This is a genomic window from Chryseobacterium sp. 1B4 (assembly GCF_036631475.1).
In the GTDB taxonomy this organism is placed as follows: Bacteria; Bacteroidota; Bacteroidia; order Flavobacteriales; family Weeksellaceae; genus Chryseobacterium.
Genome location: NZ_JAPNUF010000006.1, coordinates 285,287 through 305,388 on the forward strand (window position 1 = coordinate 285,287; position 20,102 = coordinate 305,388).

The 20,102-nt window shown below is 37.2% G+C and carries 17 protein-coding genes and 3 pseudogenes; 4 read left to right on the forward strand and 16 right to left on the reverse strand.

Features of this window, described 5'->3' with window-relative positions; all coding sequences use genetic code 11:
- Window positions 1–35: 35 nt before the first annotated feature.
- Window positions 36–683 (reverse strand): MgtC/SapB family protein, encoded by a 648-nt coding sequence (locus OWR28_RS07275; protein WP_332386067.1) that lies wholly within the window; start codon window positions 681–683, stop codon window positions 36–38.
- Window positions 684–899: 216 nt separating this feature from the next.
- Here OWR28_RS07275 and OWR28_RS07280 point away from each other — a divergent pair, with 216 nt between their 5' ends.
- The 4 genes from OWR28_RS07280 to OWR28_RS07295 all read left to right on the forward strand — a co-directional run bounded on the left by OWR28_RS07280 (window position 900) and on the right by OWR28_RS07295 (window position 3,358).
- Window positions 900–1,298 (forward strand): immunity 22 family protein, encoded by a 399-nt coding sequence (locus OWR28_RS07280; protein WP_332386068.1) that lies wholly within the window; start codon window positions 900–902, stop codon window positions 1,296–1,298.
- Between the two features lie 134 nt (window positions 1,299–1,432).
- Window positions 1,433–2,020, forward strand: a complete 588-nt coding sequence (locus OWR28_RS07285) for a protein phosphatase 2C domain-containing protein (protein ID WP_332386069.1) — start codon at window positions 1,433–1,435, stop codon at window positions 2,018–2,020.
- Complete coding sequence (locus tag OWR28_RS07290; protein ID WP_332386070.1) at window positions 2,007–2,165, forward strand: hypothetical protein; 159 nt, start codon at window positions 2,007–2,009, stop codon at window positions 2,163–2,165. The genes OWR28_RS07285 and OWR28_RS07290 overlap by 14 nt, the downstream gene beginning before the upstream one ends.
- A 755-nt stretch (window positions 2,166–2,920) precedes the next feature.
- Window positions 2,921–3,358 carry a hypothetical protein gene (locus OWR28_RS07295; protein WP_332386071.1) on the forward strand — a complete coding sequence of 146 codons (438 nt, stop codon included), beginning with the start codon at window positions 2,921–2,923 and terminating at the stop codon, window positions 3,356–3,358.
- Between the two features lie 77 nt (window positions 3,359–3,435).
- Here the strand turns inward: OWR28_RS07295 and polA are convergent.
- The 15 genes and pseudogenes from polA to OWR28_RS07375 form a co-directional block, all read right to left on the reverse strand.
- Window positions 3,436–6,267: pseudogene (polA, locus tag OWR28_RS07300) on the reverse strand (DNA polymerase I).
- A 278-nt stretch (window positions 6,268–6,545) separates the two neighbouring features.
- Complete coding sequence (gene tssD / locus OWR28_RS07305) at window positions 6,546–6,959, reverse strand: type VI secretion system tube protein TssD (RefSeq protein WP_002984162.1); 414 nt, start codon at window positions 6,957–6,959, stop codon at window positions 6,546–6,548.
- Between the two features lie 361 nt (window positions 6,960–7,320).
- Entirely contained in the window at window positions 7,321–7,734 is a 414-nt protein-coding gene (gene tssD / locus OWR28_RS07310; RefSeq protein ID WP_053328223.1) for a type VI secretion system tube protein TssD, read from the reverse strand.
- A 300-nt stretch (window positions 7,735–8,034) separates the two neighbouring features.
- A complete protein-coding gene (locus OWR28_RS07315; RefSeq protein WP_332386073.1) occupies window positions 8,035–8,481 on the reverse strand; it encodes an ankyrin repeat domain-containing protein in 447 nt (148 codons plus the stop codon).
- Window positions 8,478–8,819 carry an ankyrin repeat domain-containing protein gene (locus tag OWR28_RS07320; RefSeq protein WP_332386074.1) on the reverse strand — a complete coding sequence of 114 codons (342 nt, stop codon included), beginning with the start codon at window positions 8,817–8,819 and terminating at the stop codon, window positions 8,478–8,480. Before OWR28_RS07320 ends, OWR28_RS07315 begins: the two co-directional genes overlap by 4 nt.
- Window positions 8,820–8,931: 112 nt before the next feature.
- On the reverse strand, window positions 8,932–9,405 hold the full coding sequence (locus tag OWR28_RS07325; RefSeq protein WP_332386075.1) for a Tle-like phospholipase domain-containing protein: 474 nt from the start codon (window positions 9,403–9,405) through the stop codon (window positions 8,932–8,934).
- Complete coding sequence (locus OWR28_RS07330) at window positions 9,378–10,178, reverse strand: PAAR-like protein (RefSeq protein WP_332386076.1); 801 nt, start codon at window positions 10,176–10,178, stop codon at window positions 9,378–9,380. Before OWR28_RS07330 ends, OWR28_RS07325 begins: the two co-directional genes overlap by 28 nt.
- 17 nt (window positions 10,179–10,195) lie before the next feature.
- A complete protein-coding gene (locus OWR28_RS07335; protein WP_332386077.1) occupies window positions 10,196–10,573 on the reverse strand; it encodes a hypothetical protein in 378 nt (125 codons plus the stop codon).
- A 218-nt stretch (window positions 10,574–10,791) separates the two neighbouring features.
- Window positions 10,792–11,013, reverse strand: coding sequence for a hypothetical protein (locus OWR28_RS07340; protein ID WP_332386078.1), 222 nt, complete (start codon window positions 11,011–11,013; stop codon window positions 10,792–10,794).
- 70 nt (window positions 11,014–11,083) lie between these two features.
- Window positions 11,084–13,269 (reverse strand): annotated as a pseudogene (locus tag OWR28_RS07345) (type VI secretion system Vgr family protein).
- Between the two features lie 190 nt (window positions 13,270–13,459).
- Window positions 13,460–13,873, reverse strand: a complete 414-nt coding sequence (tssD, locus tag OWR28_RS07350) for a type VI secretion system tube protein TssD (RefSeq protein ID WP_053328223.1) — start codon at window positions 13,871–13,873, stop codon at window positions 13,460–13,462.
- Between the two features lie 339 nt (window positions 13,874–14,212).
- On the reverse strand, window positions 14,213–15,076 hold the full coding sequence (locus OWR28_RS07355) for a lytic transglycosylase domain-containing protein (RefSeq protein WP_332386079.1): 864 nt from the start codon (window positions 15,074–15,076) through the stop codon (window positions 14,213–14,215).
- Window positions 15,077–15,142: 66 nt separating this feature from the next.
- Window positions 15,143–17,637, reverse strand: a pseudogene (locus OWR28_RS26900) (ATP-dependent Clp protease ATP-binding subunit).
- 539 nt (window positions 17,638–18,176) lie between these two features.
- Window positions 18,177–18,713, reverse strand: coding sequence for a hypothetical protein (locus OWR28_RS07370; RefSeq protein ID WP_332386082.1), 537 nt, complete (start codon window positions 18,711–18,713; stop codon window positions 18,177–18,179).
- Between the two features lie 6 nt (window positions 18,714–18,719).
- On the reverse strand, window positions 18,720–20,102 hold the full coding sequence (locus OWR28_RS07375; protein WP_332386083.1) for a hypothetical protein: 1,383 nt from the start codon (window positions 20,100–20,102) through the stop codon (window positions 18,720–18,722).

Here is a 20,102-nt window from a genome sequence, read left to right on the forward strand (position 1 = left end):
AGGCTCCGGCCTTTATTTTTTTGCTCTTCCAGCATCTAGAACTGATAAGCAGTAATTTTAGGATCATTTATCAGACTCCGTATTACTTCTTCATGGTGGCTGTTTTTTCCTACAAGCCTCCAGGTAACAGTAAAATTGTCTTGTGAATATTGTTGTTTAATCATCTGATATCTTACATGATGTTCTTTAAAGATATGCTCACAATAGCTGATATCTTCTGCCCTGGTTACAGCAATTCTGTATTCCCTTACTTTATTATAATCATCAATAAAATTCTGAAGGTAGGTTAAAGCACTCAGAACGATCAGTACCAAAGCGGCTCCCAGCAAGGCAATGTAAACATATCCTGAACCAACTGCCATGCCTATAGAAGCTGTAGCCCAAATGGTTGTAGCGGTCGTAATACCTTCAATTTTATTATCTCCTTTGAAAATAACTCCTGCGCCCAGAAATCCGATTCCGGTAATGATATTGGCAGCAAGGCGGTCGGGGTTCTCAACTCCTATTTTTATAGAAAGAATGGTAAAAAGACAGGCTCCGAAACAAACGAGAATAAATGTTCTGAGACCGGCAGACTTATTCCGGTATTCACGTTCAGCACCAATGAACAGTCCCAGAATAACAGAAATGAGGATCAGCAGCAATTCATTTTTGACAATGTAATGGTCCTGAAGGAAATCCATAGCTTTTAATTTAAACCAGGAATAAATTTACAATAAAATACAATTAAAGAACTACTTTTGCCACTCGGATTTTGTTCTCTGCATTAAAAAAATATTTCACAAAAAAACTTTTGTAATATTACATCTTAATAGCACCAATTTCTGAAATAAATAATTACAAAGATAACCAACGGCAAATTTGCTCAAAAAGATCAAAAAATAATACTTATATACATTATGGATAAAGAAATTTCACACTTCTGGTTAGGATATTTTAAAAATGAAGAAGACTTTTACAGTTTCGTGGAAGAAGATGAAAATTATTATATCGAGGAGGAAACCGAAGATCAGTATGTTTCCAAGTTTGCAGAATCACAGAACATCAAATGGTTTGATGATGATTTTATAGAATATGGCTTCGAAGATGAAAGCCTGAGTCTTTATGACAAGTTTGCAGAATATTCTTATGCTGACCAGTGGCTCCCGATCCTGGAAAGAAAATTGAATGAACTAAGTCTGGATACTCCCGTGAATGCCATTATTTTTGCTACACGATTTGTGATTCCTAATCCTGTTTCTGTGGAAAATGATGATTTTTCACTGCATTATGTGGGAGAAATAGAGTACGATATTTAATATCAGAGCCAATCTGTTCTGCAATTGCTGGCAACAAGTGATTTTATTATATGGATCATCTGTTGCCATTTTTTAATCAATGAGAATAAAGATAATAAAGCTATATCTTAAAAAATAAACTATTTTAGCGTCCGATGAATGTATATTCTACCCTACAAATAGGAGATTATCATTTTAATCATTGTGAAGATGATCTCCTTATCAAAAAAATCGGTTCGGATAAAATGGTATGTGCTGTGATGGACGGATGTTCTACCGCAATGGACAGTCATTTTGCATCAACACTTATTAGGAAGATTTTACGTAAAATCATTATTGAAAACGGTTACAAGGCATTATATGAAAAAGAAAACAAGCATTGTTTAGAAACGGAGCTTAAGGAAATCATAAAAGGTCTTTTCAACGAAATCAAATTTGTTAAAAATTACCTGATGATGGACGAAAAAGAGATATTAGCCACTGTTATAATCTTAGTTTATGACCATGCAAAGGATGAAGGAATTATCATGGCGATTGGTGATGGTGTTGTTTGTATCAATGGAAATATCACTGAATTTGACCGTGATAACAAACCGGATTATTTAGCTTATCATCTTCATGAAGACTTTGAAGACTGGTATTCCGCTCAGTCTCAGAAATTATTTTTTGATCATCTGAATGATATCTCCATTGCAACCGATGGTATTTTGAGCTTTTCAAAAGTAAAAAATGGAATCGGATGAAACCATCAATTTTGCTGAATATGTATTGATTGACAAACAAGGTAGCAATAGTGAAGAAATGCTTAACAAAAAACTTAAGCAGCTGGAACATAAGTATGGGGTAAAACCTACAGACGATCTGGCTATCATAAGAATGATAAAATAATCCGGATATTTGAACATCATGAAAGAATCTAAACCTAAGCAGTTCTCTTCTTTTCTGAAGAGATGGTTCATTAGTACAATTTTGATTTCAGTGGTTACATTCTTGCAATTTTACTGGTCGATGGGATCCTTTTCGGACCGTATTTCAAGCGGCTGTACAGACTGTTCATTTTTTGAAGATGCGGTGTCTGTATCCCTTATAACCGGTGGGTTCTTATCAATTGTCTTTTCTCTGCCTTTCTTTGTTAAGAAAATCTTCCTTAAGGCTTCTGTTGAGTTCTTATTACTGATCTTTGTCTGGCTATTTTGGAACTACACCCTATTTGCAGACAGGGAATCTTCCTGGAGCACTTACGACTTCAGTTCGGAAATTCAATATACAGTTTCACTTTCCTTTCTTCCTGTAACCGTGCTGGCATGTTGGTGTGTTATAATTTTCCATTATCAGGAAATAAAAGTTAGATTTGTATCTTAAAAAAACATTGAAAAAAATATTTCCATTTTACTTTTAGCTTCTTTAACTGTTTATTCATGTAATAAAACCAAAACAGATGCTCCGAAAGGCTCTACAATCTTAATAAAAAAGGATACAGCAATAGCTCAGAAGGAGCAATCTGCAGCAGGAAAACAAATCCGGGATTTTGTTTCAAATCAGTATGAAATTCAATACGAAGCCGAGGGCGATCTCAACCAGGACGGACTTCCTGATAAGGCTTTGGTTCTCAGAAAAAAGATGATAGTTTAGCGCAAAGAACCATGATTGTTCTTTTAAAGAATCCTGACAAAACCTACCGGTTATTTAAAACCTCAGAAACAGTACTCCCCGCCGAATACAATGATTCAGGTTATAAAATGCATGATCCGGAAGACATCAGTATTGAAAAAGGAGCATTACATATCAATCTATATGACATCGGGCCTAATGGCAATCAGTTTAGCAAATTCAAATATATGAATGACAACAACCTGGTTCTCACTTATATTGAAACTTATAATATGGGGGCGGGTTCTCACTCTGCCCTCTATTATGAACCAATGAAAGGTAAAGTAACACTTGAAACGGTAAATACTATGGAAGAAGAAATGCCGTCAGAAACTAAAAAGGTAATCGTGAAGAAAGAAAGATTCTTATTTGAAAACGTTTCTCCTGATGATATTGTTACCAATATTTACAATTCTGTAGAACAAGAATAAGCTTTCCCAGTCTTAACAAATAAAACTTCCGCCTACAAGACGGAAGTTTTTTATTTACGGTATTATTTTTAGTCTGATTAGTGTGCTTCCAGCCAGTTATCGCCTACTCCAATTTCCACCAGTAACGGAACCTGTGTTTTTAAGGCATTTTCCATTTCTGTTCTGATCAGTTGGGAAGCAGATTCAATTTCATCCGCCGGGGCTTCAAATACCAATTCATCATGTACCTGAAGAAGCATTTTTGTTTTCAGCTGCTGCTCTTCCAATTCTCTGTCAATTTTAATCATAGCAATCTTAACAATATCTGCTGCGCTTCCCTGAACCGGCGCATTTACAGCATTCCTTTCAGCATGGCCTCTAACCACAAAGTTGTTTGAGTTGATATCTTTCAAATGGCGTTTTCTGCCCAATATTGTTTCTACATAGCCTAACTGACGTGCTTTATTCACCTGTTCTGCCATATATTCCTTCAGCTTCGGGTAAGTCTCGAAGTAGGCTTCAATCATCTGCTTGGCTTCTGTACGGGATAATCCGGTTTGTTCTGCCAATGCAAAAGCACCCTGTCCGTAGATGATCCCAAAGTTGACGGTTTTGGCCTGGCTTCTCTGGGTTTTGGAAACTTCAGCTAATGGAATTTTAAACAGTTTCGCGGCTGTGGAAGCGTGAATATCCTCTCCATCCTGGAAGGCTTTAATCATGTTTTCTTCTCCTGAAATTTCAGCAATCAGACGAAGTTCAATCTGTGAATAATCGGCTGAGATAATCTTTTTCCTTCTCCTGAAACAAAAGCTCCACGAATCTGCTGTCCTCTCAGCGTCCGGATCGGGATGTTCTGCAGGTTCGGGTTTACACTCGCCAGACGGCCTGTTGCGGCTGTAGTCTGTGAGAAATTGGTATGCACCCTGTTATCGTCTTTATCGATCTGCGACGGTAAGGCATCTACATAGGTTGATTTCAGTTTCTGGTAAGTTCTGTATTCCAGAATATGTTTGATGATCTCATGTTTTGAAGAAAGCTTCTGAAGAACATCTTCTGAGGTTGCATACTGCCCGGTCTTTGTTTTCTTTGCTTTCGGATCCAGCTGCATTTTTTCAAACAGGATTTCTCCCAGCTGCCTTGGTGAATTCATGTTGAACTCTTCTCCTGAAAGTTCGAAGATTTTTGCTTCTAATCCTTTCAGGTCGTTTTCAAGGTCCACACTTTCCTGTGCCAGCCATTTTTCATCCAGGGAAATACCGGCCAGTTCCATTTTGGCAAGTACTTCCATCAGAGGCATTTCGATATTGTAGAAAAGTTCTTCCAGGTTTTCTTTTTTAAGCTGTGGTGCAAAAAGTTCGTACAACTGGAATGTTACATCTGCATCTTCTGCCGCATAATCTGTCTGGGTTCTGAGGTCTGCATCTCTGAAGTTCCCTTGTTTTTTACCTTTCTTTCCAATGATGGTTTCAATGGATACAGGCTTGTAATTCAGGTATACTTCGGAAAGATAATCCATCCCGTGTCTTCCGTCAGGATTCAGCAGGTAATGGGCAATCATGGTATCAAACATGGCCCCTTTCACCGTAATATCGTATTGTTTTAAAACTTTATAATCAAATTTGAGATTGTGCGCCACTTTCAGCAGGTCTTCCTTTTCAAAAAACGGTCTGAAGATCTCCAGGGTCTGCAAAACCTCTGCCCGGTCTTCAGAAAGCGGAATGTAATAGGCAAGCCCTTTTTTATAAGAAAAGCTCATTCCTACCAATTCAGCTTCCAGCTCGTTCAATGAAGTGGTTTCCGTATCAAAACAAACCACTTTTTGCTGTAAAAGATTATCTACCAGTTTTTCTGAGCTTTCGGGTTATTGATAAACTGATACAGATGATCGTTATGCTCAATGGTTGATTTTGTAGAGGTAGCCTGTTCCAGTTCTTCAAAATTCGCGAAAAGGTCAAGCTGCATTACCTGTCCCTTGACTTCTGTTCCAGCCGGGGTCTGTTTTACTTCTACCTCGCTTACTACAATAGTTTCTGCCGGTGCAGGTGCAAAAGCCCTGTAAAGGTTTTCATACAGCCTTCTGAATTCTATTTCATCAAAGACTTCTTTTACTTTTTCAAAATCGGGAGTCTCAAGATCATATTGTTCCTGATGGAATTCTACCGGAGCGTCACAGATAATGGTTGCCAGTTTTTTAGACAAAATCCCACGTTCTGCGGAGGCTTCTACTTTTTCCTTCAGTTTTCCTTTCAGTTTATCAGTATTGGCTAACAGGTTTTCAATGCTTCCGAATTCTTTAAGGAACTTCATCGCCGTTTTTTCACCTACTCCTTCCAGTCCCGGAATATTATCTACCGCATCTCCCATCATGGCAAGAAAATCAATAACCTGTTTTGGGTCTTCAATTTCATATTTTGCCTTTACTTCTTCTACTCCGAGAATTTCGATATCACCTCCTTTCAGCCCCGGTTTATAAATTTTAATTTTATCGGTAACCAGCTGTGCAAAGTCTTTATCTGGTGTCACCATATAGGTGGTATATCCTTCTTTTTCTGCTTTACAGGCAATGGTACCTATTACATCATCAGCTTCATATCCTTCTACTCCAAGAATAGGAATATGCATTGCTTCCAGAATTCTGTGGATGTATGGAACAGCAATCTTGATTGCTTCAGGAGTTTCGCTTCTGTTGGCTTTATAATCTGAGAAATCATCCGTTCTTACACTGGCTTGTCCTACGTCAAAAACTACGGCCAGATGAGTAGGTTTTCTCTTCTGATCAGTTCAATCAAAGAATTGGTAAAACCAAAAATAGCAGAAGTATCCAGCCCTTTGCTGGTGAGTCTCGGATTCCTGATTAATGCGTAATATCCTCTGAAAATCATCGCATACGCATCGATGAGAAACAGCCTTTTATCTTGTGTTGCGTCCATATTATCTATAATGAACAAATATAAGAAAATAGGAGTAAAAGTTGATAGTTTGAGGAAGAGTTTCGGGAATGGGTATCCGGGGTTTGAGGATGCGGATTACTGGATGCAGGGCTAGGATTTCGGACTTATGATATTACAATCCCGTTTAGCAGCTATTGTTTTCAAAACTTATTTGTTCATTCTTATTCAACAGCTTTCCATTCTTATGACAGCTATTTTTATAAAACAAAACAGCATACCCAAAGGCATACTGTTTCTTTTTTATTTAAGTTATGGGATTATTTACCAGATGTAGGCCATAGTCCTGCGTACTGAGAATTACCATAGTCAATGGTTTCAGCACTTACTACGAAGCTGATCAGCATACTGTTGCTGTCAATAGCATCGAAGTCTACTTCGTGCTGGATTACATATCCGTTTTCCCATTTCAGGGTAATCAGTGTTCCTTCCTCGTGAGATTTGTTGAAGGTAATTTCTCCTACTGTCGGTTTGTATTTACCGTTTAACAGGCTTTCAAGGATGTCTGATTTTTCAGTAGCTTCTACCGTAACCTTGATTAATGCGTTGGAAGGGTCTGACGCTACACGTCCTGATACGTCTGTAGATCTTGATACGCTGTAATTCATTTTTAACAGCTTCTGTCCTTCTCCGTTGTTGAATTTTAAGATTCCTCTTGAATTTCTTTCGGCCATGATTGTAAATTTTAATCGTTAGTAATAAATTGTAATTCAATAATTATATACAAAGATAAAACCCTTGTTTTTGAAAAAAAGCATTTGAATGTAAATCTGAAAAAGTGTCGTAATTGTACGATTTGATGTCGTAGTTCTACGATTTATTGTCGTAATTCTACGACATTAGATTTAAAAACAACACATCAACAACTTATAACAAATACATTAAAAGCAGGTAGGAATATCTATTATTACACCATAAAGAGATATATTATACCTGAAATTGTTCCGAAAAGTCTAATGGTGTTAAAAAAACAGAACAGCGTCTCTTGCCCGCTGTTCTGTACCAATTTTATTTTTACTAAGATGATGAATAGGCTTATTTACCTGCTGAAGGCCATAGTCCTGCGTACTGAGAAGTACCGTAGTCAATGGTTTCAGCACTTACTACGAAGCTGATCAGCATACTGTTGCTGTCAATAGCATCGAAGTCTACTTCGTGCTGGATTACATATCCGTTTTCCCATTTCAGGGTAATCAGTGTTCCTTCCTCGTGAGATTTGTTGAAGGTAATTTCTCCTACTGTCGGTTTGTATTTACCGTTTAACAGGCTTTCAAGGATGTCTGATTTTTCAGTAGCTTCTACCGTAACCTTGATAAGTGCGTTGGAAGGGTCTGATGCTACACGTCCTGATACGTCTGTAGATCTTGATACGCTGTAATTCATTTTTAACAGCTTCTGTCCTTCTCCGTTGTTGAATTTTAAGATTCCTCTTGAATTTCTTTCGGCCATGATTGTAAATTTTAATCGTTAATATTTTGTGATTCAGTGATTGTGTTAACAAATATAGAAGCTCTTTATCGCTAAAAAAAACTTTTGAATATAAATCTGAAAAAGTGTAGTAGTTCTACGATTTGTTGTCGTAATTCTACGACATTAGATTTACATGTCAAAATAATACGCTATCTATGAGCATGTTACATAACCAAAAGAAGAATTATAAAAATAAAACATTTCACAAATTAAAGATAAATAACATCCTGAATAAGCATTTATTAACCTTTTTACGATGCTATTTTCCTTTAATTCTGTTTAAATCTTCCTGATAAAGGTTTTCTCCGTAATTTTTTTGAAATTCACTGATAGCTTATCTTTGGAGCTTAACGATTCATACTGTTTTATTCTGAGCTTTGCTTCTTCTAATGTGTCCTTCTTATATGGGAACGATACATTATATTTCTCAACCAGCTGTTTTTTAATTCTGAATAATTTTTCATAGTAAGGAGAGTCAGGCAGGTTACGTTCATTTTTCTGTTTTTCCTTATACTGAATATAATCTGCGATTGGGCAAAGGTTCGTTCCTTTAATTTTAGGCAATCCTCCTTTAGTTAAAAAGTATTCAGCCATATCCAGGTCGTCCCGGGCAGCACTTTCCATAATGTTGCTTCCATTATAAGAAACATTATTGATGTCAGCTCCATTCTGAAGTAAGTAATCAATCATTTTCTTTTCGGTACCTTCATCACCTCCAAGGGTCATTGCATCGGATAAAGGGAATTCCCTACGGCCGGGTTAGGATTGGCTTTATATTTGAAAAGCAATTGCAGCATTTCGTAATTATTAAGTGCTACAGCATGATTCAAAGGAGATTCAAGACCTTCATGAGGCACTATGATATCGGGATCAGCTCCCAGCTCTAAAAGCTTTTCCATTGCTTTTAAATCTTCAATAATAGAAGCATACATCAGTAAGGTATATCCTGTATTTTCCTGCAATTTATTGATATCAATATTTTTTTCCTTAATCAGATCTTCCATGCCTTTAAGATCTCCATCAAACATTTTCTGGGCAGCTGATGAAGCGTCTCCCGTAAACATTCTTGAAGGAGGATATTGATTTCTATTTTCGTTTTTACGCGACCTAAGATTAAAATCTGAACAGGAAAAAAGTGTCATGATGGAAAATATTATTAAAATAATTGGTTTCATATTATATATTATTAGCTACAACATCAGTATTAATAGTGGCCAGCATTGCCTGGAACGCATCATTATATGCGCTATGTCCGCTTCCAATGGTTTTGATTCCAAGCCCTTCATTATCATCAATATATCCGAAGATTTCATGCTGTTGTCCTAAAGCCCTTGGAACTCCTCCCGTAAGACCTCCGAAAATTGCAATTTTGTTAAGCCCCGGAATTCTGGATAAAGCCAATGTAGAGAGCAGGCCTTCCCTGTTATTTTGCAGCCCGTTAAGAATATCATTACTTGTACTGTAATTGATAATGCTTGAAGTTGATTTTACAGCTCCTTTTTTATCAAGATAATCGAGTGTATTGCCATGTACTCCTCTTGCATTGAAGGTATATCCCGGAAGCCCAGTATAATAGGAAGCCATGGCACTGTTTCCTCCTCCTAGTGAATGTCCGGTAAATTTCACTTTTCCTCCGGTTGCATTATCCATTTTTTCAGCGAGCATTCTCGTTTTTCTATCTGAGGGGTTGCAAAACCAAGAGCCTGCCCTCCATCTTCAATAAGCCAGTCATGATAAAACTGCATTCCTTTAGGCTCGGAACCCCTGAACGCTACAAAATAATCTCCTGTTTCTTTATTATAATATAAAGAGGAAAAGAAACCGTTATCTTTATTGGTGTTGAAATCTTTGCTGGTTAAAGCTCCGGGACCGAACAGCTTATCCAGCTCAGCCTGATCATCTGTATTGATTCGTGTATATCCCTCAATACTGGTATTCTTCCCGTTATCTTCGTAAGAATCCTGGGCCATTCTACTGGCAATAGAGGCCTCCTGCAGCTGGGCAACAGGTAAATGAAAGGTAATTTTACCTCCTATGAAACAGTGTAAACTGGAATTTTGCAACAGAGGTTTTTTATTTTCAATTTTTACTTTAGGATGGGTATTTTGCCAGTCGCTTCCCTTGCATAAAAATGAACAGATATTGAGGCAGTCATCTATGAGGGCACTTCCTGCCCAGGCTGCCGCAGCCAAAACAAAAAGTCCGCCGGAGAAAGCTGCTGCTACTGCCACACCTGCTAATGCTCCTGCCATCATCATTTCAGGACAAATAAAATTATCTTTAAACCGGTCCTTTTCCGTAGCCATCAGCTTAGCTCCTTTCTTCAATTTTACTGAAGACTGGGAACTGACTCCAATTCCTATAAGTCTTCGGCCTTTACTACAAGTAAGCGGAGTATCCTGTGCGATATATAATTGACTCATAGTGATGGTATTAATTGTTATTTTTTATTTAACTTTATATGGTATCTGCAAACATAGATCATCTTTTCATTGAGTTCTTCTTTCACATGAAATATAACCTCTGATAATACAGAATCTTCATTATAAGTATATTCGCCCTCAATGGCGTACTTATATTCCAGAGCATTTCCAAGTGTTCTCTGATATTTATCTTTATAAATACTTTCAAAACGGGACTGGTTCCCTTTACTTTTGCCATCCAGTTTAACAGTGAAACCTCCTTCTTTATTGTTTGAAATTCTGTATAAGGAACTGTACTCAAGTTCTTCCCCCGGGAAAAGGGTTGACAACGTTGTTCTTACAGGAATTTCATCTGTAAAACTTCCTCCGCTGAATACAGGTAAAGGATAAAACATGATCTGATACAAAAAGTTTTGTCTGATATTACGATCTATATTGTTAAATTCTTGATCATAGATCTGAATAAATACCTTATAACTTTCTTTTACCAGCTCAAAAAAATGAAGATCCTTTTTTATCTCTTCCCACCTGCTTACAATTTCATTTTTATTGGTTACTTCATGAATACTTTTATCAGTATTTAAAGATAATTCAACAACCTCCGTCGCTTTATTTATTTTTCAAGGATTTCATAAAACGGCTGCATCTGTCCGTCTGCCTGAATATATCTCTGGGTAGAAGAATGTATGCTAATATGATTGTATTCTCCGGGTGTTACGACCCAGTCTTCTTCTATTTCTGTCTCGTTAGCCTTCCCTGTTCCTAAAGTAAGATAGGATCTGATATTGATATTATATTCTCCTTTTTTATACCAGGCATATTTAAATCCTGACAACTGGTCATTTTTTCAACTTTATTCGGGTCCAAAGTCATGTTTTAATACGTTTTAGAATACATTCGCGGCATCAGTTAATATCAACATTACTTCCGGTAATAAATATATCTCCCGTAGCATTCATTGAAGTGACTGCTTTACTGTGAATACTCAGATTATCCTGTGTTACCAGTAATGCATTTTTTAATGAATTCAAATCCAGCATTCCTTCTTTGGCGGATATAGTAATGCCTTCTTTAGTAATTGTGATACTGTTTTGACCTACCCTTAATTCAATTTTTGTTTTTCCTTCCAGAGAAATATTTCCGTCTGCATCCATTGTCAGGACTGAATTGGCTGCCCCACCTTCTTTTCCTCCGACATTAATGGAATTTGTACTGCCGGCATTTACCGTATTATTATTTCCTACGTTTACCGTTTTATTGTTATTGGCATTGGTCTGGACATTTCCTGCCCCGTCAAACTTCATATTGGCTCCGCCCTGATCCGTTAGAAATACAGAGCCTTCACCATCATTTAATTCTAATTTATTTCCACTTCTGCTGCTCAGGCTTTTAATATTGTTACCAGTTCCGCCACCGCCACCTATTCCACCGTGGAACATTCCTCCCATCACAAACGGACGGTCCGGGTGTTGATGTACAAAATTCACAATAACCTGGTCTCCCACTTCCGGAACAGCCATAAATCCTCTGTTCTTACTTACTTTATCACTACTTCCTGCATCCGGGGTCATTACGCGGATAAATTCAGTAGTATCCGGTCCGCTTTGCCAATCGAACTGCACCCGTACTCTTCCCTGATTTAAAGGATCTGTATTTGAAATTACTTTTCCAAACTGGGCTTCTGCTTTTGGCATCTGAAATTCGGGACGTGGGATAAATCCTGTATCTGCGGCAATCGCTTCAAATTTGCCATCATAATAACCTCTGGCATCTACTTCGTGAGTGACTTCAATAATCATCAGCTTTGTAAAATAAGCGGTTTCATTACTCTCTGATTTACGCATTTCAATATCTGCGGTACATCCCGGATATAAGAAAGGAACTGTTGTAGTTCCCGAAGTAACGAAAACCTCTGAAGCTTTGCTTCCTGCGGTACCCTTCTGGGAAGCATCAATATCCATAAAGGAAGAAGCTTTAATAGGGGCAACTCTCAAAGAAGGGGTTGTAAAAGTTTTTTCTGATATTTCGTAAGCACGTCTTGCAATATCTGATGTATGGTTAATTTTGAGCTGCCAGCTGTCAGCTTCTCATTTTTACTGCTGTTATAGCCATAAAAAGTTGGACTTACATGCTGGGCTTTCATTTTGATGGCAATATCACTTACACTGCTTCCATAAGTAAGCCTGACGGGTTTCTCCTGAGGCGGCAGTTTGCCGAAGTGCAGAACTTCCCCATCATAATAAAACTGCTCTCCATAGGCTTCGGCCATTCTGGCGAGATAATTATAATGGGTTTCCTCATATTGTGAGCTGTACGATATATTTCCATGCTGGGCATCTACTCGGAAATCAAATTTATGCTGTCCCAGCCCTTCTTTAATTACCTGATCGGCAATACTGTTCAGACTTACAGGCTGACTTCCTCCAAAGCTCTGAATATGAGGGGCAGCATCCAAAAGTACAGTTGGGCTGTACCCTTTGATCATAATATTTCCAAGACTTCCTTTTTCCTGGCTGAATCCCACTTCTGTAACCACTCCTACAAAATTACGTTCTGCTCCTTTCTCAATATCTTTATATTTGAAAACAACTGTGATTCTTTTTCCTAAAAATTTCTGAGCTTCTTCCAGATTGTGGTTTTCCGGTTTACCCAAAGTATCATGGGCCAGCATCAGACTGAATTCATGGTGCCTGGTAGCACTCTGCACCAACTTAAAGTGCTTGAAATGATTAATGATCTGTCCTTCAATAATTACATCGAGCTTGATAACCCGGTTGATTCCTGCTATATAACTCTGAGAGATAGCTTCTGCATTATGTATTTTTGAAGTAGGCTGCTTGGCCCACACTTTTGTCTCAACAACGGAAGGATCATTGGAAACCAGCGTTTGATTCAGAAACTTACCTGTTTCTTGTACCGGGTTTGAATGCTGCGTGGTTTCTGCTGTTTTTTTTATTTTATCCCCTGCTTTGTTTACCTTTTCTTCTGCTTTTGCAACCGCATTTTCCTGTGCCGTTTTTTTGATCGTCTCTGTATCCTGGCTGATAGATTGTTGAGAATTCTTTACTTTAATTTTATCATCTTGAAACATGGTGTTGTGTGTTTAAGTTAATAAATATTGAATTGAAACTGTAGGTATTATTACCGGCTCTGTAAATTCCAGATATTGGTTTCTGTTTAGTGATTATTTATCTGAAACTTATTTTAAAGCAGAAAACAGAACAGCGTCTCTTGCCCGCTGTTCTGTACCAATTTTATTTTTACTAAGATGATGAATAGGCTTATTTACCTGCTGAAGGCCATAGTCCTGCGTACTGAGAAGTACCGTAGTCAATGGTTTCAGCGCTTACTACGAAGCTGATCAGCATACTGTTGCTGTCAATAGCATCGAAGTCTACTTCGTGCTGGATTACATATCCGTTTTCCCATTTCAGGGTGATCAGTGTTCCTTCCTCGTGAGATTTGTTGAAGGTGATTTCTCCTACTGTCGGTTTGTATTTACCGTTTAACAGGCTTTCAAGGATGTCTGATTTTTCAGTAGCTTCTACCGTAACCTTGATTAATGCGTTGGAAGGGTCTGATGCTACACGTCCTGATACGTCTGTAGATCTTGATACGCTGTAATTCATTTTTAACAGCTTCTGTCCTTCTCCGTTGTTGAATTTTAAGATTCCTCTTGAATTTCTTTCGGCCATGATTGTAAATTTTAATCGTTAATATTTTGTGATTCAGTGATTGTGTTAACAAATATAGAAGCTCTTTATCGCTAAAAAAACTTTTGAATATAAATCTGAAAAAGTGTAGTAGTTCTACGATTTGTTGTCGTAATTCTACGACATTGGATTTAATAAATCTATCCAATATACGATTACTAAAGGATTTCAACACATTTAAAAGGATAAATAAAATCAACAATTTTCCACATTATTGAGAAATATTAAGATTCTTTTAATAAAATTAATATATTTTTAACAGGTAATAAAAAACGCAGCAAGTAAGAAACCTGCTGCGTCTTTTTATCTATTTGATAATATCTACTGTTGAGCCTTTCCGCCTTCTTTTATGGAACGAACCAATATTTTATTTTTTCTCAGCAGAAAATCAGGCATCAGATCAACCGGAAGATAGAAAGGGCTTTCCCCTTTTTTCTGCAGTTCTTCTACAATTCCCGGATTCCAGGCAAGAATTTTATCTACTCCTATATTCAGTTCAGCCGCAACAACATTCAGATTGAATCCGGCATTGATTTCTGTTTCTGAAAGTGCAGCAGCAGTCTCTTTCCGGTCTCCTTCAAAAAAAACCTTATTGATTCTTGATGAATTATAGTTATTCAAGACACTCTGAAGTTCTCCGGTAGCATAACATGCATTCAGGTATTTCTTTACATGATTAATGGTTTCCCCTGGAAGATATTTATAAAATTCATGATATTGAGAGGAACCTGCAGCTTCCATTGCTTTGGCTATATTTCCTTCGCCACAGTTGTAAGCAACAACTACTGTCACCCAATTATTATACTTTTTATAGAGGTTGCTTAAAGAAATCGCTGCTGTTTTGGTACTTTTATAAAGATCCGTACGTCCCTGCTCAGTAAGCCCGTACTGATTGGCATGTGCGGTCATAAACTGCCAAACCCCTACTGCTCCGGCTCCTGAAGTGATATTTCTGTCAAAATTAGACTCAATCAGAGCCAGGTTTCTCAAATGTTTGGGAAGTCCTTTCTGAAGAAGTAACTGCTCAATAAATTCTACCAGATCTTTATTGGCATTAATGATACTCCTGTACTTTTTCACGCTGCTTTCCGAAGTATCGGAAGCGGCAAGAAACTGTCCGTTGATCATGATAACGGATCCTAATAATAGAAAACCTGTAAAGATATTTCTGACAATCGTTTTCATTTTAATTTTATTTATAAGCAAAAAGGCAAAAAAAGCGGATTGCAGATCTGCCTTTTTACTGTATACTTAATCTACTTTCCAGCTTAGTTTTTCTTCGTCTTTATTCCAATCTACAAGTATAGTCTGTCCGGATTTCACTTCTTCTCTGACAATCATTTTAGAGATAGGTCTTGCAAGCTGTGCACGGATTACTCCTGAAATCTGCCTTGCCCCGTACTTACTGCTGAATCCTCCTAGTGCAAGGTTTCTTACAGCCTCATCACTTATTTTTAAAGTGATACCCAGCCTTGTTAATGACGTATGAAGTGATTTCAGCTGAATATTAAAGATTCTTTCTGCAATGGATTCTGTGATCGGTGCAAAAGGAATGATCTCCGTAATTCTTGCCAGGAACTCAGGTCTGAACCGTCCTGAATTTGACATAATCTGCATCAGTGAAGATGATTCCGGAATTTTCCCTTCTTCAAACTGTTTTACAATTTCTTCACTTCCGATATTGGAGGTAAACAGGATCAGTGCATTGCTGAAATCTCCTTCTTTACCTAATTTATCATGAACTTTTCCTTCATCCATAATCTGAAGGAAAACATCAAAAACGGAATGGTGGGCCTTTTCAATTTCATCAAATAATACAACAGTATAAGGCTGTTGTCTGATTTTATTTACCAGCATTCCTCCTTCTTCATATCCTACATATCCCGGAGGCGCTCCATATAGCAATGCTGCGGAATGCTCTTCTTTAAATTCTGACATATCAAAGCGTACCATTGCCTTTTCGTCGTTGAAAAGTAATTCTGCCATTGATTTTGCCAGCTCTGTTTTACCGGTTCCCGTAGGTCCCAGAAGGAAGAAGGATCCGATGGGCTGTCCCGGCTTATTCAATCCGCTTCGGTTTTCAACAATGGCATCGGAAAGGATTTTCAATGCATGGTCCTGTCCTACCACTCTGTTCAACAGAAGGGATTCCATATTCAGAAGTTTTTCTTTTTCCTGGGCCTGGATTTTCCCGATTGGAATATTGGTTTTGGCAGCCATTACCGCAGCCAGTTCCAATCTGTCTACTTTTCTCTTTTCTTAGCTGCATGCTGTAAAAGCTCTGCGTAGGTATCTTCAATGATCTTCTGAATCTGATCTACGGGCATAGAGTTGTCAATCGAAGGCTGTTCACTCAGTGATCCCCACAGAATCGGACTTATTTTATCTCTCAACAGGTTGTAAGTCCAGATCAGTTCATCCGCTTTATCTTTGCTGTCTGCATATTCTTCCTTCAAAATTGCATCATAACTTTCTTTCCAGCTTTCAAGTTCTTTTTCGGAAAGTTCATCAAGCATTTTGATGGCTGCCATTGTTCTGTCCAACAAATCAATAGCAGCGTCCGGTAATTTTTTACCTTTGGCATATCTTTTTGCCAGGCGTACGCATTCCGGAAGGGCTGTTTTTTCTACTTCAATTCCATGATGTTTTTTATACCCTTCAAGAAGTACATCTATCATTCTGACACAGGTTTTCTCGTCCGGTTCAAGAACGGTTAACACTTCAAAACGACGGTTGAAAGCCTGCTCCGGTTCAATAATTTTTCTGTATTCTTCCTGTGTCGTCGCTCCGATTACGGTAATTTCACCTCTTGCAAGCTCGGGCTTCAGGAGATTGGCAACGTTTCCGATGCTTCCTTTCGGGTCTAAAAGGGTATGAATTTCATCAATGAAAAGAATGGCTTTTTCAATTTTCTTACATTCATTGATGACTTTTTTCAGGCGGTCTTCAATTTCACCTTTATAAGAGGTTCCTGCCAGTAATGCTCCGGTATCCAGTTCTAAAAGGGTACCGTTTTTAAGCATTTCAGGAACATTTCCTTTAATAATTTCAGTGGCAAAACCTTCTACCAAAGCAGTTTTTCCAACTCCCGGCTCCCCGATGATAATCACATTCGGTTTGCTTCTGCGGCAAAGAATTTCCACCAGCATTCTGAGCTCTTTATCCCTGCCGATGATATTTTCGATTTCTCCTTTTCTTGCCTGCGCCGTTCTGTCTACACAGTAGCTTTTAATGGAAGGAAAGGAAGCATCTGAATAGTCTGAACCATTTGAAAATAATGACGAGAAGTTCCCATCTTCTGAAACAGTAAACGGAGTATCTTTTCTGTACAGATTAAAGATTTCATGTTCCCTCAACGGAAGTGATTTTAACTGCTGAAGAGAGAATACAACCTGTGGTTTTACAATGGCTGTAAGGATGCAGATCGGAGTAATCTCATCCAGTCCTAATTTTAAGCGGATATCGTCAGCCTCTTCAATAAGGGTATCCACTGCATCATCCTGTCCTACTTCATCCGGAAGATGGCTGGTTTTCGGGTATTCTTCAATACGGACATCTGCCCATTCATAGAAGTATCCCGGATCTTTATCTATACTTTTCAGGAATTCATTAAGTCCGATATCTTTATGCATTAAAGCCTGCAGGATGTGCGGGCCACCATAAGTTCCATTATAATTTTCCTTCGCTATCGACTGAGCAATATGAAATAGTTGCTTTACTGTTTCGTTGGTTACTAGTACTCCCATTTATAATTTTCTTATATTAATATATTTGCATTCTGTTTATTATGCTGATTTGATGGTTTCGATCCATATTTTCCATCCCTTTTATCAGGGTATAAAAAATTGTTCTTTTTGTGATGCTAAAATTAGTTATTTTATTCCAAATGATATAAAGATAGTTAATTCTTCAAATAGAGAAGAAAGCATGATTTTTTTACCTCCAGTGACCTTTACCCGGTTTATAACGAAAGAGGCTATTTATATTGCTGAATTATTGAATTAACCCTATCTACTTCATAATCAAAAACGAATTCTCTGTTCATTTTTTTTAAATGGTATTGTCTGTTTTTTCCTCTTCTTTATGCCCATATTCCTGATATTCACTTTCTATTTTTCCAATTCTTATACATTTATTTTAATTCCTGAGATCGGCATTGTAGAAAACGACCCAACAAGAAATAGTTTTTCTATAAATCTTTTATCAATCATGAATTATGGGTTATAAAAAGGTACTGTTTTTTTCTGAAGCTCTTTTCCTGTTTTACCATCCAGAATGATTTCTTCTATTTTGTCGCCTGCAATTTGATGAGAAATTCTCCATACTTTTTGCCTTCAAAATCCTGTTTTAATACTCTAGTCTGGTAACCAGAATCATGGTAGCCTTTAGGCAGATCAATTTTATTCTTTTCACAGTATGTAATAACATCTGCAGGTTTAAAGTCGTAGCCTTCATCCATGTTTTCCTCTTTAAGGAGCTTACCAGATTTGTCAAAGTGATACCAAATACCAACTACTGAACCTTCATTGAACAAGCATCCTTTTTTCTCAATATTACCACTATCATAGAAAAATTTAGTAACCTTATACAACAGATTATCATTATAAATTATTTCTCTATAACCTGGTGATTGAAAATCCTGAATGTAGGTATTGCTACCTTCCCGCACTTTCAAGTAGCCTCTTACTGATTTCTTTTGGAAATTTTCAATATCAAATTTTTCATACTTATTATCAACAATTGGTATCATATATTTATCTATTTTTTGAGATTGGCATTGTATAAACATACTCAACCACATTAACACTATTATTTTATTCATAACTACCTATTTTATAGATGAATTGGCTTTTTTCCATTGCCAATAATATAATGAACATCGTTTATTGTCATTCCCTCCATGATGCGAATAATCTAATAAATTATCTGTCTTTCTATACTCATACGTATACAATGCATGAGAAGATGCCTCCTTATTTGCAAAGGTATGGGCTAAATTCATAGAATGAAGAAATTCATGTGCTGCAGTCTGCTCGTTTTTACTTTTAAATACGACCACATAATCTGCTCCATAATTTGAATATCCGGAAACATGTCCTCTTGCATCGTAACCATGCTCAGCAAAATAAAATGCTTTGAAATGCTTTGTGTATTTCTTAGGATAAGCCTTTTCCAATTGAACTTTCAAATAATCCTGCAGTTCTTTTCCGCCGCTCATTTTACCAGGATCTACCTCACCACTGGTTACGAAATCAATAAAATTTTTATCTGCTGTTAAATCTAATTCAACAATATCAGAATCATCCGATAATTTGATATATGCCTGCTCAAGGTATTGATTAATCCTATTTTTTTCATCATTAATATTAGGTTTATTCTTCCCTGATCCGGTTGACAATTCCGGAGTTTTTATTTCAACAAACACAACATCTTTTTTCTTCTGTTTTGTATTATCATTTGCCCAGACATTTATTTTTCCGGCAATTGACTCAACGGTTGCACCTGCTTCAGTTTTAAAAGCTTTTAACTCTATAGTCTGATTACCTGTAAACTCTTTTATGCATTTGACCGTCACTTCATAATCGTTCAAAGCTATTTTCTTTTTACCTTTTATTTCAATTTTATCAGGAGTAAAAGTAAAATAATCAGATTTGGTAAACTCCAAATAATCAGCTTCATGTTGTATTTCTGCAAAAAAAGTAATCTTAACTTCTTTATCTTTTAGGATAGATAGCCATGGTATAAAGTATTCTTCAGGAACATCTTTTCCTGTTTTATCTTTTTTCGTTTTCCATGCAACAGAGAAAGGATTATACTCTTTTTTCAGGTTATTAAACATTGTTTCGTCGACCTCAAAGTATCCATCATATTTATTGCCGTTTTTTACTTTTGTCGTAAACTTGGCATCTTCATACTGATAAGCTACAATATCCTCAAATTTCTGATCATTAAAAAGGGCCGTATCTCCTATTCTCATCCAATCAAAGCCAAACTCTCCTTTCCAGTTTTTATTCGGTCTGAATTGTACAATCAATTGTATAAGCTGCTGTAGTGGTGGAGATTGCGGCGTATTATGGCTCACCCCTTTAGCATTACCCTTTTCAGAAATCCATTTCATGGCACGTGAAATAATACTCTCCTGAGAATACATATTATGATTTTCATGTGAGATTTTGTTGTAGGTGCCTTTTACAATTCTCGTTCTGCTCAT

Bases quoted from the DNA above. Each gene is read 5' to 3' on its own strand.
- OWR28_RS07320 (WP_332386074.1), bottom strand. From the start codon at position 8,819: ATGTTTACGGGAGACGCTTCATCAGCTGCCCAGAAAATGTTTGATGGA.
- OWR28_RS07370 (WP_332386082.1), bottom strand. From the start codon at position 18,713: ATGAATAAAATAATAGTGTTAATGTGGTTGAGTATGTTTATACAATGC.
- OWR28_RS07285 (WP_332386069.1), top strand. From the start codon at position 1,433: ATGAATGTATATTCTACCCTACAAATAGGAGATTATCATTTTAATCAT.
- tssD (WP_053328223.1), bottom strand. From the start codon at position 13,873: ATGGCCGAAAGAAATTCAAGAGGAATCTTAAAATTCAACAACGGAGAA.
- OWR28_RS07325 (WP_332386075.1), bottom strand. From the start codon at position 9,405: ATGGATAATGCAACCGGAGGAAAAGTGAAATTTACCGGACATTCACTA.
- OWR28_RS07315 (WP_332386073.1), bottom strand. From the start codon at position 8,481: ATGACCCTTGGAGGTGATGAAGGTACCGAAAAGAAAATGATTGATTAC.
- OWR28_RS07330 (WP_332386076.1), bottom strand. From the start codon at position 10,178: ATGAGTCAATTATATATCGCACAGGATACTCCGCTTACTTGTAGTAAA.
- tssD (WP_053328223.1), bottom strand. From the start codon at position 7,734: ATGGCCGAAAGAAATTCAAGAGGAATCTTAAAATTCAACAACGGAGAA.
- OWR28_RS07375 (WP_332386083.1), bottom strand. From the start codon at position 20,102: ATGAGCAGAACGAGAATTGTAAAAGGCACCTACAACAAAATCTCACAT.
- OWR28_RS07335 (WP_332386077.1), bottom strand. From the start codon at position 10,573: ATGTTTTATCCTTTACCTGTATTCAGCGGAGGAAGTTTTACAGATGAA.
- OWR28_RS07280 (WP_332386068.1), top strand. From the start codon at position 900: ATGGATAAAGAAATTTCACACTTCTGGTTAGGATATTTTAAAAATGAA.
- tssD (WP_002984162.1), bottom strand. From the start codon at position 6,959: ATGGCCGAAAGAAATTCAAGAGGAATCTTAAAATTCAACAACGGAGAA.
- OWR28_RS07355 (WP_332386079.1), bottom strand. From the start codon at position 15,076: ATGAAAACGATTGTCAGAAATATCTTTACAGGTTTTCTATTATTAGGA.
- OWR28_RS07295 (WP_332386071.1), top strand. From the start codon at position 2,921: ATGATTGTTCTTTTAAAGAATCCTGACAAAACCTACCGGTTATTTAAA.
- OWR28_RS07290 (WP_332386070.1), top strand. From the start codon at position 2,007: ATGGAATCGGATGAAACCATCAATTTTGCTGAATATGTATTGATTGAC.
- OWR28_RS07275 (WP_332386067.1), bottom strand. From the start codon at position 683: ATGGATTTCCTTCAGGACCATTACATTGTCAAAAATGAATTGCTGCTG.